6 protein-coding genes are annotated in these 13,578 nt (G+C 68.4%); all 6 read right to left on the reverse strand.

Annotated features, from left to right (window positions below):
- Positions 1–77: 77 nt before the first annotated feature.
- Positions 78–794, reverse strand: a complete 717-nt coding sequence (locus tag ACOGXA_RS11300) for a hypothetical protein (protein ID WP_419923974.1) — start codon at positions 792–794, stop codon at positions 78–80.
- Positions 795–993: 199 nt separating this feature from the next.
- The gene (locus ACOGXA_RS11305; protein WP_419923975.1) at positions 994–1,710 is read right to left on the reverse strand and encodes a hypothetical protein; all 717 of its coding nucleotides are present in this window, start codon (positions 1,708–1,710) and stop codon (positions 994–996) included.
- A 100-nt stretch (positions 1,711–1,810) separates the two neighbouring features.
- Positions 1,811–2,542, reverse strand: a complete 732-nt coding sequence (locus ACOGXA_RS11310; protein WP_419923976.1) for a hypothetical protein — start codon at positions 2,540–2,542, stop codon at positions 1,811–1,813.
- A 72-nt stretch (positions 2,543–2,614) separates the two neighbouring features.
- On the reverse strand, positions 2,615–3,550 hold the full coding sequence (locus tag ACOGXA_RS11315) for a hypothetical protein (RefSeq protein WP_419923977.1): 936 nt from the start codon (positions 3,548–3,550) through the stop codon (positions 2,615–2,617).
- Positions 3,551–4,203: 653 nt separating this feature from the next.
- Entirely contained in the window at positions 4,204–7,239 is a 3,036-nt protein-coding gene (locus tag ACOGXA_RS11320) for a DUF4365 domain-containing protein (protein WP_419923978.1), read from the reverse strand.
- A gap of 1,180 nt (positions 7,240–8,419) precedes the next feature.
- A complete protein-coding gene (locus ACOGXA_RS11325) occupies positions 8,420–13,426 on the reverse strand; it encodes a hypothetical protein (RefSeq protein ID WP_419923979.1) in 5,007 nt (1,668 codons plus the stop codon).
- Between the last annotated feature and the right edge of the window lie 152 nt (positions 13,427–13,578).

The raw sequence follows: 13,578 nt of genomic DNA on the forward strand, positions 1-13,578 counted from the left end.
TCAGCCCACCGGTCGCAACCGGTCGGACCCCGCTGGCGACCGGTCGCAACCGTGTGGGGCCGCGGCCTTTTGCCTGCTCAGTCCAACTCGACGCCCGGAGCGTTGTCGCGGGCGCGGGACAGGTCGTTTTCCACCAGCACGCTCAGCGACCTCAGGGCCTGGTTGGGAACCCTGGTGCGCAGCATCCCGGCGTCGACCGCCCGGGCGGTGTCGGGGTCGATGGCGACGGTCGCCACCACCGGCGCGCCGATGGCCCGCTCGCAGTCGGAGCGGGTCAGCGCCCGGCCTGCCTCGGCCACCAGCACCACCCCGGTGGGCCGCACCGGCGGGCTCACCGTGCGGCGCAGCGCCAGATAGCAGGCCCGCGTCACCAAGATCGACTGGTCGGACTCGGCGATGATCTTGTGGTGGACGCTGTCGGCGAAACTCTCGGCATGGTCCCGGTCCAAGGTGCCCGCATCGACCACAGTCGTAGTGCCGTCGGCCTTGAGCCACTCTACGAGCTCGCCGGCGCGCCTCGGGCTCAACTGCAAACTGCCCCTGGGCAGAAGAGACAGGTTCGGCGACAGCTCCACCAGCGCCCGGTCCAGCGCCTCGGCGCCGAGATCGCTTTGGGTCCACCGGGCCAGCCCGGCGTCGCCTACCTCGCTGGTGCCGAAGATCGCCGGCTGGTCCCGGCCCAAATCCACCAGCCGCACCGGCACGCCGCGGTCGTGGGACGCCCGCAAAGCGGCCAGCGCGGCAGTGACCGACGTTCCCTGGCCGCCTTTGAGCGACCACATTGAAATCAACATCTCAACTCTCCTTCCCCGGCCCGCAGCCGGTCGAAGCCAACAATCGGCCACACTGTCGCCCGCCCCACCGGTCGCTACCGGTCGCACCGCCCGCCCCACCGGTCGCAACTGTGCGGGGCCGCCCGCCCCACCGGTCGCTACCGGTCGCACCGCCCGCCCCACCGGTCGCAACTGTGTGGGGCCGCGGCCTGGGGCCTGTTCAGTCCAGCTCGACGCCCCGAGCGCGGTCGCTGGCGCGGGGCTGTTCGTCTCCTGCCAGCACGCCCAGCGGCCCCAGGGCCTGGTTGGGAGCCCTGGTGAGCAGCATCCCGCTGTCCACTGCACGGGCGATGTCGGGGTCGATGGCGACGGAGGCGACCACCGGAGTTTCGATGAACCGCTCGCAGTCGCTGCGGGTCAGCACATGGCCCGCCTCGGCCACCAGCACCACCCCGGTGGGCCGCACCGGCGGGTTCACGGCGCGGCGCAGCGCCAGATAGCAGGCCCGGGTCACCATTATCGACTGGTCGGACTCGGCGATGATCTTGTGGTGGACGCTGTCGGCGAAGCTCTCGGCTTGGCCGCGGCGCAAGGTGCCGACATCGACGACGGTTGTGGCACCGTCGGCTTTGAGCCACTCTACGAGCTCGCCGGCCCGCTTCGGGTTGAGCGGCCCGCCGCCTCGGGGCAGAAGCGACAGGTTAGGCGTCAGCTCCACCTGCGCGCGGTCCAGCGCACCGGCGTCCAGGTCGCTGTGGGTCCAGCGGCTCAACCAGGAATCCGAGGGCTCGGCCGTGCCGAAGATCGCCGGCTGGTCGCGTCCCAAGTCCACCAGCCGCACCGTTTGGCTGTGGTCCTTAGCCGCCCGCACGGCGGCCAGCGCGGCGGTGACCGACGTTCCCTGGCCGCCTTTGAGCGACCACATTGAAATCAGCATCTCAACTCCCCCTCCCCGGCCCGCAGCCGGTCTGGGTCAATTTCGGTCGCAGTGTCGCCCGCCCCGCCGGTCGCAACCGGTCGCAACCGCCTGTGCGCCGTCACATTCCGCAGTCGAACAGGGGAGGCTGGATCGCAGGAGGCTCGATCAGCCGGTCCAGCAGCCCTATGAGCTCGGCGTGGCGCAGGGCGGCGTTGGCCTGCTCCAAGGCGGTCCCGGTTTCCATGCCCTGGTGGAGCGCCATCGCGGCGGACCACATGAGCTGCGCGGCCTGCACTGTGGCCGACACCGCCATCTCTGCCCTGACCCCGGCCACATCGGGCGCGAGCCGGTCCTCGGCGGCCAGACGGCCCGCCAGCTCTGAGCCCGGCGGGGCCACCAGCGCTTTTCGCAGCACGGGCAGCTGGTTGAACGGGGCCGGGAGCGGGCCGCGGATCAGCGCCTGGTTGGCCGCCGCGCCCACCTTGGCCACCGCCGCCGCCAGCAGCGCCACCGAGGCGCCCCTTGTGCGAAGCGGCCTGTTGAGCGCCTCCTCGGCCACAATCGCGCCGGAGCACCTCTCAACCTTGGCCCGGTACACCCACAGCCCGTCGCAGAGCGTCTGCCAGATGGGGGGCGGCTTGATGCGGGCCAGCCTTTCCACCGCCCGTTCCCACTCCTGGTCCCTGGCCGGGTCCGCTGCCCACTCAGAGGCCCTCTCTGCGGCGGTCGCCATCCAGTCGGATGCCGCCGCCGACGCCTCGGCTTCCGCCTCGGCCAGATCACCGGCCGTCTGCCCGGACCGCTCCAAGACTCCGCACACACGGGCCAAGTCCGCCGCGGCCCAGCTCACCGCAACCCTCCCGCCACAACGCCGGCGAGCGACAGCCGCTGGCGCACCGCTCCTTCACGCACCCACAGCGCCCTAGATGTCGAGGCCCTCGGCCCCGGACTCCGAGCGCCCGATCCCGGCGTCGAGAACGCCTTGGAGGTAGTACCGCAGCTCCGGGGGGGCGGCCAGCTCGAAAGAGGCGCTGTCGAGGCGGGCGAACGCCTCCAGCGGCTCCCCGGGCCGCCACCACAAGGCGTTCGGGCTCACCGAGTTCGGCCCGGACAGAAAGCGGACGTAGCCCGCGGCCAGCATCGTCGCCGAGTCGTCGACGAACTCCTCGGTGGCGCTAATCGGGCACACCAGCAAGTCGCGGGCCGTCGGCACCGCCACCACCGCTCCCATCTCGCCCACATCGGGCATCGCGTCCGCCGGGCCCAGCAGCAGCGCCGACGTGAACAAAGAATCGCCCGACAGAGCGGTGAACCGCCCCTTCAGCTCGTCGATCTCGGCGGCCACGACCTCCTCGGCCGCCAGCGTGTTCGCCAGAGCCGCCGCCATCACCTCGTCCTGGTCTTCGCCCCATTCGTCGAAGTGGCTGCGGTCCACCGGCATCGTCGCGCCGTCCAAAGCGACCGACAAGCACGAGAACATGCCCAAAGGCAACGGGTCGCCCACCGGGTCGATGTGCTCGATGTGGTTGTGAGACACCACCCGCACCCGCAGATCGCCCTTGACCCTCTCGTAGTCCCCCAAAAGCTCCGAAAGGGCCTCAGGGGCGAAGTCGTCTAGGCGGGTCATGTGCGAATAGATCAACAGCCGCCAATCCTCGGCATCGGCCATCCGGCACGCCTGGGCCAGATTCGACAGGCCCAGCACGCAATCCAAGTCCGACACGGTGACGGTGCCCGCAGCCTCGTCGAGCTCGTACTCGCCGAACCGGGCGCCCACCACCCCCTCCACCTCCGACAAGAACCGCCGACGATCATCGGCAGACCACCACGGAGCCCAAGCACAAATCGAAGTTTCCATGCCCGCCACCCTGCACCTCCCCACCGGTCGCAACCGGTCGCAGCGCCCCAACCCCACCGGTCGCAACCGGTCGCAGCGCCCCAACCCCACCGGGCGAACACGCCGCGCACCCCGCCGCACAACACAGTCCGCCGGCCACCAACGCCGGCCTGCCTCCCGAGGGCACCGCGGGCAGTCCATGGGGTGTCGCCGCTGCTGGTAGCATCGGCGTCGGAAGCCGAGCCGTTCGGTGCGGGGTCGGTCAGCCCGATGTGGACCCCGCCGAGGCCGGTTGCCGTTGTGTTCTTCGGTTGGGGGTGTGTCATAGGGCCCGGAAGTATGGGCGCGCCCTATGACAACTTCTCCCCTGCACCTCCTGGGAGATTTCGGAAAACAACTGCTGATCAGGTCGAACGGGATTGCGTGAAAATCCCAGCAGGCCCGGGCGGGAATGCCCGTCGGCCTCCGATCGTGCAGTGCACGCGCAGGGAATCAGCACCCATCTGCTTGCACCGCCCTGTTGGGTTGATGAGGACCTGTCCCCGGGGACCACAGCGCCGGCGTATTGTCCGCCCGCTTGATAGCCGCTGCGGTTCTCACGCCTCCCGCAGATGAGGTAGCCGCTGGGTCCGGGGTGTTGGCCGAAGCTGGCGGGAGGGGTGGTGTGCGGGCTGCTATTTGAGGATTCTGCTTGCCCATCGGCGGATGATGGCCGATGGGTGCTGTCGGAGGTGGCGGGCGATGTCGGCGGCGAGGGGGCTGGCAGGTTCGCTGTTTCGGGCTAGGCCGGACAGCACTCCGGCTGGGAGGAGGATCCCGTCTTTTCGGGCCAGTGTCCAGGCCAGTGTGTGGTTGGGCGGTGCGGGGTCGGCGGCGGCGAGCAGGCCGACGGCGATGGCCGCCTCGTGTCTGACCAGTGGGTGGTGGTCTGCGATGAGGGCGGCGAGCATCGGCTGCTGGGCGGGCTGCTGTCCCCAGCCCAGCAGCATGGCCGCGCCGCGGCGTTGCTCGGCGGTGCCGGAGGCGAGCTCGGCCATAGCGGCTGCGGCGTCGCCCCCAGTCAGCAGTCCCAGCGATAACGCGAGGATGGTTTCGATTCCGCCGATGTCGGCTTCGAAACCGATGCGGGGTTGGGCCTGGCCTATGGAGGCGATGTTGTCGGCCACGGTGTTGCGGACCGGTTCGGGAATCGCCCCGGGATTCCCGGCGATGCGCAGACAGGCGGGGATATTGTCGTGGCCTGCGGTTGCGGGGTCTAACAGCAGCTCGAGGGCTTCGTCCCAGCGGTCCAGGTCGGGGTGGGCTGCGTTCAGGCGGACCAGCCAGTGGGCGGCGTCGATCCTGTCGCCGCCGTGTGTGCCGCTGCGGGCGTCGGCGAGGTTCTGGGCGGCGGCGTCGGCCAAAAGCCCGGCAATGGCTGTGGCGTCTGCTGGGTTGAGCGCTGACAGGTCGGCGACGGCTTCGAGTGCTGTCAGGTCGCCGCTGGCGGTCCGGCTGATCGCCTCGGTTTCGGCTCCTGGATGGTTGTTGGCTGTGAGCCAGCGGAGCGCGGCCACGCCGGTCCGCCCGCGCTCTGCTCGCGCTTTTTCCCACAGGGCTTGTCGGCTGTGATCGTCGACTTTGCTGTAGTCGAGCTGGAATATGGCTTCGGCGACGCACTGGGTCGTCATGTGGGGCGGCTGGTCGGGCATGGCTGCGACGATGTGTGCGATCTGGCTGTGGGCGGGCCCGGCTGCGGCGCAGAGCAGCCCGGCTGCGGCTTCCATTGCGGCCATCGGCACGGTGCGCGACGGCTTGAGCCGGTCGTTGAGCTCTGTGGGGTCCTCCAAGGCGTCGGCGCTCCAGCGGACCAGCTCGGTGGCGGCCGGCTCGTCGACGAGGTCGCCGGCTTGGGCGAGGGCTGCGAAGTTGCTGTCGGCGGTGGTGATGGTCCAACCGCCCACCTGGATGCTGTTCACCGCGGCGGCGAGCGGTCCGAGCGGCCCGCCATTGTGGAGACCGCTGATCGCCATTTTCAGCGATTGGCTGTCGCCGCTTCGCCGCAGGGCGCTGAGCCCCTCCCCCAGCTCGGCGGCCTCATCTTGGGAGTCGGCGGCGCTTGTGAGCCGGTGCCTCCCGTATAGGGCGCAGGCGTGTTTCCATCTGCTGTGATCGCCGGCGATGTCGGCGGTGAACTCGGCTGAGAACAGTTGCGGAGACGTCGTTCCGTCCCATTTGAGCAGATACCGGGCATGCGGGTCGGCCCACGCCTCGAACCTGCTCTTTTCCACGCCGGCGAGCCCGGCGGCCATCGTCTGGGCCCGCCACCACGACACTGTTGTGTCCGCCGCCGAGATCATCGCTTCGAAGTCCCGGTCCCAGTTCTCGAAGTCCGGGCCAGCCATGAACGCGGCGGAGTACAGCTGCCATGCTGCGGCCGCGGCCAAAGCGGACACGGTGACGTCGTCCTGGTCGCCCGCGAAGCAGCGCTGCGCCTCCGCGGCGTCGACCTGGGCGCCGGCGAAGTAGCCGGTCTCGGCTTTGAACCTTGCCCGATGCACGAGAACCCACCCGTGGTCCGCAGGCGACAGCCGGTCGCCGTCGGCCAGTCCGTCCAGCACTTCTAGCGCTCGGTCGCAGCGCTCGTTGCGGTGAAGGGCGCACGCCAAAAGCACCCCGCTCGCCGCTTCCTCCGGGGCGGTGCGGGCCTCGGTGAGCACTTCTTCCAACTTCTCTGCGGAGTCGGTCGTCCCCCAGTGCCAGAAAGCGGCGACGAACCGCCAGCCCCATTCCCGCCCCGCATAGGGCTGCCGGGGGTCCGGGACGACCGTGTGCTTCTCGGAGAGGCTCTTGAGGTCGCGGAAGCGGCCCTGTGCCAGCAGCGCGGCCGCCTCGACCGGGTCCACCGGGTCGTCTTGGGATGCGTTGGGGTGGGGTGCCACCAGCCTTGGCGCGATCAGGGCGTACCGGAGCCGCCGCCCGGGCGGGACGCCGCCGGGCAGTCCGGCGAGCGCGGTGCCCTCCAGCACGGGGGCGGCTTTCTGCATGCAGGCCACTTCGAACAGATCGCCGGCCTGCTCGTCGCCGATCGTCTGGTGCGCCGGCACCAGGATCTTGCAGCCCTTCCCGGTGGAGCAGATCTGCTTTGAGGTGACGTGAGCCCAATACGACTTGCCCTCCTCGAGGCAGTGCAGGACCAGTAAGTGGGGCAGGCCGTGGGTCGCCCAGTCGTCGAAATGGTCCGCGTCCGACTCGTAGTACCACCACCCCAAAACCTGCCCGTCCTCGCCGCGCTTTTCCCGCTTGAAGTAGTGCGGGCCGGTCTTCACCTGCACTCCCACAACAAGGCCCCGATGGAACCGGCGCCGGTCGCGAGCCTGCACCAGAAGATCAGTTCCCAAATCGTGCTCCTGGTTGCGCACCGGCCCCCAGCCGATCGCCTGGAAATCCCCGCACACCGCGCTCATCCCGCGAGCATCGATCTGCTCCTGGTCGCTAGCCCGCACAGCACCCCACCCCCGACTCGGGTCCCGGGCCGCCGACTGGATCCCAGCCCCGCTGGCGGGAGCGCACATCCGGCGCAATGGCCACCGCAGCCGGTGCCTGACGCGGGCCTGACCTCCAGCCGTCTGGCGCACCCGAACCGGCAGCGTCCACGCGGGGGCGAGCAACTGCCGCCCCGACCCGGCACGCGAAACCAGCGGCGAGACGCCCTGCGGGTCGCCGCTCATGTTCCCTCAGCCTTTGCCCGTAGCGGCCCGCTGCGCCCATCAGTCCTCCCCTCGAACAAAAGTCCATTCCATAGCAAGCCCGCACACTATCCACCGGCAGCGACAACTCCCTTCCTCTCCCCGACTGTGGGGCGCGCCCAAAGCCCCGCCCCGCCACATCTCATACGCGGCGCCGAGCCGCAACAGCGGCGGGGCTCCGGGCGCTGCCCCGCCATCAGCACCCATACCGGCACCTACGCGCACTGCGCTCCCAAAGGGCACTCGAAGCAGTGCATCCAGAGCGCCGCCGACACAGCCGCAGATTCCCCAGCGGGGCTGCACCTCTCCCGATCGCGTCGGGGGCGTTCTGGATACGCGTTGCAACGGGCATATCACCTGATCCCAGAACCAGGAGAAACGCAATTGTGCGCCAGCCCCTGTTGGGGAGCGGATCGTCCACAGGCCCTCCCTAGGGCAGCTTTGACCGCATCAATGAAGGAGGCCATCAAGAAACGGAATCCACGACTAAGAACATTCTGCGCTTCTGGTCAGCGAGCGAGCGGCGTTGCTTTGCCCACCGTTCTCTTCCGTTGGGATATTCCACCAGCCCAGCCCACAGACCGCCCGATTTCGGAATGAGCACGCACCTGCAACCATTCTTTTTCCGAGTGAGAGTCCCGCTCGGATGGACTTTCCATGTGTGACTCATCCAGTTAGCCAGCCGCTTCTCACGGTTTCTTAGCGACCGTTCACGGCGCACTGGAGCGTCCGGGGACCCTTCCATCTTGCCAGCGCACACACAGCCTGCTCCTAGCCTGTGTCCATCCGGATGCTCCATGGTGTGCACATACCTGATTTCCTTCACCTCACACATCTGGCACACCGCGTCCACGTCGCCCAGGTCTTCAACGTCGACGATCTCCCAGCCGCTCTTCGGGAAACCCGGTACCCCCCATTTGCCCGGAGCGCTCAACGTGACCTCCCTGCCCAGGTTCCACCACGGCGTCCTCCCAAAAGCGGGTTGCCTACGCTGAGATCAGCGAAGCTCCGCTCGCCAGTGCTCATCATCCCATTATGGACTCAACCAGAACCCGACTCCGCGCCTCTGACCATCGTCGCGTGCCCGGCCTCTCCGCGTCGGCCATTGCACATGTCCGGCCCGCGCCCGGTCGGCCGGGCCAGCCGGTCATTCCTTGGGGGCTCAGTCGGCGATGTCGCTGGCTCTCGGGTCGCCATGGACGTAGAGGAGGTCAGCGATCCGCTGCCACGAATCGAGTTCTTCGTCCCTGCAGTGCGGCCTCACATCTTGGAGCCATTCTGGGAGGGCGAAGGTGTTGGCTGCCTCGCTGCCGGCTGAGGCGACGAGCTGCTCGATCCAGTGGATACCGGTTCTGGCCTGGTGTTCGGTTGGGAGCGAGTGGAGCATGCTGACCATGGCGCCGATGGTGCCGAACAGCCCGCCTGCGGGGAGCGCTGCGCTGTTGGCTGCTGTTCGGCTCTCGACTGCGGTTTGCACCCACAGGTCGATCTCGGGTTTCCATGTCTCCGGGTCGATCCATGTGTTCGGACCGTCGGGGATTTCACGGTACGCGTACATTTCTTTGATCGCCCGGGCGGGCAGGATGGCCGAAAAGGCGCGGGCCCGGTTGCCCAAGCGGTCCCGTTGCTGTTCGTCGGCGGCGTTTTCGGAGAGGAGGCGGAGCCCGTCGCGCATCAGCTGCGGCCAGGCTTCGCGTGCTGCTGTAGCGGCTTCGGGCGACTCCTCCGCAGCGGCGGCGAGAGCCATGAGGCACTCGCTCAGCGCGTCGGAATTGGCGGCAAAGCCCCGGACGTGGTCTTGCAGGGCGGTGGGGTGTCCGGCCGCGGCGCAGGCTAGGGCTGCTCTCGCGGCGAACAGCGCGTCCCTGTCGCTGTGATGGAATCCGATTTCGAGTGCGCTTCTGGTGCGGCGGTGGGCTTCGAGGACGGCGTCGAGCATCTCGGCGGCCTGTTCTCGCACGCAGGCTGTCGGAGTCAGGGCCAGTGCTCCGAGCGCACGAAGGGCGGGGTTCAGCCAGCAGATCACCAAGTTGTTTGCGGATTCGAGAGCGTCGAGTATCGGGCCGTCGAGCGGTCCGGGCTCTTGGTCGTCGTCGTGGTGCCGCCATGGGGCAGTGGAGTGGCGGGCCGACTGCTCGACGAGGTCGAGCGCTGTTTGGTGGAAGCACTTTCCTGATTCGACGCTGCACGACGATCTCCAAACAGAGTCCAGGGCGCGGCTTGCGGCGTTCCGAGTCTCGTTCGGCGAGCCGGTGAACAGCCAGAGGAGAATCAGGCGGAATCCGTCCTGGTCCAGCCCGTCGGCGGCGAGCCTGTCCAGCAGCGTTCGGGCGTCTGGGCGCAGCAGAAGGGGCAAGCCGCGTGCCGCTGACCGGTCGGCCCCCATCCAGAAGATGGCCTCGTAATAGGACAAGTCCTGAGACTCGCCGGCGGATTGCTGCTCGTGGGCTTGGGCTACGCCCGCCAGCGTTCGTGCCGCCCAGGCCAAGTCTTCGGTTTCCAGGGCCGATTCGCCGAGGAAGAACCCCTCTAGCACCGCGGCGGCTACCGCGGCCGGCGCGCCGTCGCTGCCGAAGGCTCCGCGTGGCGGCGGGTCCGCCAGCAGGTTCTTCGCTGTGGTGATGTCGCGTTTGAGCTGCTCGTCGTCCACCGGTTCGGCATTGGGGGTGCTGCCTGGCCGGGCGGCGTATCTGAGCTGCAAGGAGATGGCTTCCGTGCTGCGGAGTAGGTCTGCGTTTGATTCAGCAAGGGCTGCTTGAACCTCCTCGTCTTCTCGAAGGCCGATACTGATCGCATCGCCGGACTCGACGACTTCGCTTTCGTATTGCTCGATGTCGAACGCCATAGCCCGCCTGCGCGCGATCGCCAATTCCTCGGCTTGTCTCGGATGTCCGTCGAGGCTCGCTTCCGCACGCTCGAAAAAGGCAGAGCCCAATTCCTTGAGCTCCCGGCGGCGGTCTTCCCCGGCGACCAAGACGAGAGACATGACGAACATCAGCGGTTCCCACTCGCGCCGCTCGGCGAATGCGACCCCAGGCGATTCCCCGGCGGGCTTCGGGTCCTCTTGTCCGGCTCGTCGGGCATCGGCCTCCCAGACGAACGGCTCGACTAGGAAAGGGTCGACTAGGCAGTCGAAGCGTTCGATATGGCGGACAGCGAGCCCAAAAGCCAGCGCTGGCACAGCGAGGTTCTCGCAGCCGTCCAGCAGCACGTCGAGCAGCATTTGTGGGGGCAGCTGTCTCCCTTCGAGTATCTGGTCGCAGGCACGCTCCAGGGCTTGGAGGGCGCTGGTACATGGATACGCGCCGGTGCCGATTACCCGGTACCACAGCCACGTCGCAGCGTTCCCTGCGTATTTGCGGGGCTCGCCGGAAATGGACAGCACCTCGCCCGAAGGGTCCGCGTCGTCGGGAATGGCGCCGCCCCGGAGTCCGCTGCGACTGGGCCGCATCTGGGACCGGGCGGCGTGGTTCAGAATCCGGTTCAAGCAGGCCACACCCGCCGGGAAGTCGTTGCGGAGCATCGAGTAGAACGGTCCTCGCCACGGCCCGGCCTGCGGAACGCCGAAACCGGCGTAGGCGTGGCGGCGGATGCCGTCCCTCGACGCGAAAGAGTCGTGCAAGGACTGATCTTCTTCGATGTAATACGCCTCGACTAGGTCTACGAGCAGTCCGTGGTCGAACTGGGCGAGCGCTTCGCCGGCAAGCAGAGCCTCGAGGGCCTCTTGCAGGCGCTCAGGGTCAGCGGCGGCTACACGGCGCAGCAGCCCTTCCCCCGCTTCGCCGAGGTCGGGGCCGAGCAGCACCAACAGCTGGAGCGTCACCTCGCTGGTCAGCTCGAACGGCAAGCTGCCCCTCTGCGGGCGCCGGCCCTCCAGGGCCGAATGCACTAGTCCTATCCGGATTCGGGCCTCTTGCTCTTCCGCCTGCTCAGCAGTTCGAGTCGCGAGCCGGGCAGCCCGCTCTTGTTCCTGCTCGCACTCCCGCAGGTCGCCAAGGGCCACCCGGTGCTCGATCATCGCCCGAAGCCCGGTCCGCGCCTTGTTGCCGGCGGGAACCCAATGGGAGATAAGGCCGCGTAGCCACGCCTGTAAGAATGTTTCCACCTGGGTCTGCAATTCACCGGGCCAGCATCGCTCTACGAGTAGTCCGGCGATCGGCCCGGCGACCAAGGGGTCGGACCTCAGGCTGTCGGTGTGCCGATGGGCCACTAGGCGGAACACGCGGCTGAGGCCTCCGCCGCCGTCGGCGGCCAGCCACTCCCACGACTCTGCCAGGATGTCGTCCCAGTCGGGCAGCTCTAGAGCGGCCTCGACTGCGATATCGCCCCACCGGGCACCCTTACCGGACGCAACCAGCGCGTCGCACGAATCTTGGAGCGACTCGAGCGTCGCCCCGGACTGGTCCCCCCCGTGCAGCAGCGATTGGAGCGCCATGCGGGCCGCGGGAAGGGCCCAGCGCGGAGCGCCGAAACCGAGCAGCCTCCCCGCCGGATCGCCGCCCGCGGCCAGAACTCGCGCCACAGCGAATGCCCGGAGGATGTCGTGAGAGAACTCCGGCATTGGCGACCACGGCTTGCTGCCGGCGCGGACGATCCCGTCGCGCCGCAGGCATTCGAGCACCTCACCGTCGATTTCGGCGAACGCCTGCTCAGGGTCTTCTCCGCTGAGATGCCAATGGGCGAGGCCGCGCATCGTCTGCTCGCGCGAGTCCGGAGAGCCCCCGCCGGGACGACCTTCCCCGCGGACCAGCCCCGCCCAGATCTCCTCCATGGCGGCGCCCATGCTGAGAGGGACGCCGCCGCCTCCGGCCCGAGCGAGGAGGTCGGCGACCACCGGCCGGCGGAGCAGCTCCCTAGCCCTGCTGTCGCCGGAGACTTGCCCTAGCGACGGGAAATGCCCTGCCAGCTCGATGACTTCGGCATCGGACAGGCCCGTCACGGCAAACCGGTGCAATGCCCCGGGCACCGCGGAAGCGACGACGCTCTCAACGGCGCTCATACCCGTCTCCGCCGAGACAGCGCACACCGCGACGCCGGCCCTCGAGGCGTCCCCCAAAATGGCGGCGAGCGGCGTGTTCTGGGTCTCGGCGCATTGGTCGGCGGCATCTATTACCAACAGCCGCTTTGGAGCCGACATCTCGCCGAGCACCCGATCCAATGGCGCTCCCAGGCTGCTGCGCAGGTCCGACGGTCTCGGAGGCAGATGGCGAAGATTCAAGTACACCGACTGGAAGTCGCCGTCTTGAGCGGCAAGGCGGTCGAGGGCGGAGCACACCAGCGCGCTCTTGCCGACGCCCGACTCGCCCGACACAACCAGCGCTTCCGTTGACAACAGGGCGTCGGCCAGGTCGTCGCGGGTCTCCGCCCGTGGGAGCGTCACGGGCGATTCGATGCCGCAACCAGATCGGACCGCATCACGGGCGTCCTGCTGGAGCCTCCGCAATTCCCCCCACGCCTCCTCTAGGAGACGGCGGTCGCTGTGCAGCAGCGAGTGAGTATCCCTGCAGAGCCGGCTCCGGTCCACCTCAGCCCCGTCGGGAGCGTACTGGCCGGCGAGTTCAGCCAAACGGCTCCTCAACCCCATGGCTCCAGTGAGCGTCCTCTCGTGGGCCCAGCTTCTCAGTTCATCCTGCAAAGCAGACCAATCGCCCTCCTCGCTGCCCTCAACCCGGAGCTGCGAGACGTGCAGCAGCCGGAGAAGCTCCCACGCCGACAACCCATGGCCCTCCGGCCCTGAACGTCGCACAAGGTCTTCCAAGTGGCGGAACCGCCCGCGCAGAGTGCTTCTTGCCCGCCCGCTTTCGGCCACCTCGGCGCGAAACGACTCCTCAGAGGCTCGTGCCCGGGCAAGACGCGCGAGTTCGGCCACCTCGTTTGTAGCGTTGTGGCCTGCGGCAGCGCACAGCACCAGTACCCGTTCCCTTCCAAGCGACTCCGGCATGCCCGCTGCCTCGATCAGCGCGCCGATTAGCTTTCCGGTGTCCTCGTCGCTCTTGGTGAACTTCGTCTTGCGGCGAACCGCGACCCACACCTCGAGCGAGGCGCGGTCCTCGTCCTCGCGTGCCGCCAACACCTGGAGGTCGTCGAAAGGCGACCCCCGGCAATGCTGGAATGCGACTCGGACAACGCGCCGGTCGCCCAACTCCTGTCTCGAAGCCCCCGCAAGCATCGCCGACAGGTACCTCACAGCCGCCTTCCGCTCGAACGTGACACCACCGCCGCCGGTCGAGTACGCCGGAGCAGGCGTCGCAGCACCACTCTCAGCATGCGACCCTCTTCCAGCCACCGCTACTCCTCAGCCTTCATTCGGCCCCCAGCCCC

The sequence above is a fragment of the Candidatus Poriferisocius sp. genome (assembly GCF_965208475.1).
Lineage (GTDB): Bacteria > Actinomycetota > Acidimicrobiia > Acidimicrobiales > Bin134 > Poriferisocius.

Bases quoted from the DNA above. Each gene is read 5' to 3' on its own strand.
- ACOGXA_RS11300 (WP_419923974.1), bottom strand. From the start codon at position 794: ATGTTGATTTCAATGTGGTCGCTCAAAGGCGGCCAGGGAACGTCGGTC.
- ACOGXA_RS11305 (WP_419923975.1), bottom strand. From the start codon at position 1,710: ATGCTGATTTCAATGTGGTCGCTCAAAGGCGGCCAGGGAACGTCGGTC.
- ACOGXA_RS11315 (WP_419923977.1), bottom strand. From the start codon at position 3,550: ATGGAAACTTCGATTTGTGCTTGGGCTCCGTGGTGGTCTGCCGATGAT.
- ACOGXA_RS11320 (WP_419923978.1), bottom strand. From the start codon at position 7,239: ATGAGCGGCGACCCGCAGGGCGTCTCGCCGCTGGTTTCGCGTGCCGGG.
- ACOGXA_RS11325 (WP_419923979.1), bottom strand. From the start codon at position 13,426: ATGCTTGCGGGGGCTTCGAGACAGGAGTTGGGCGACCGGCGCGTTGTC.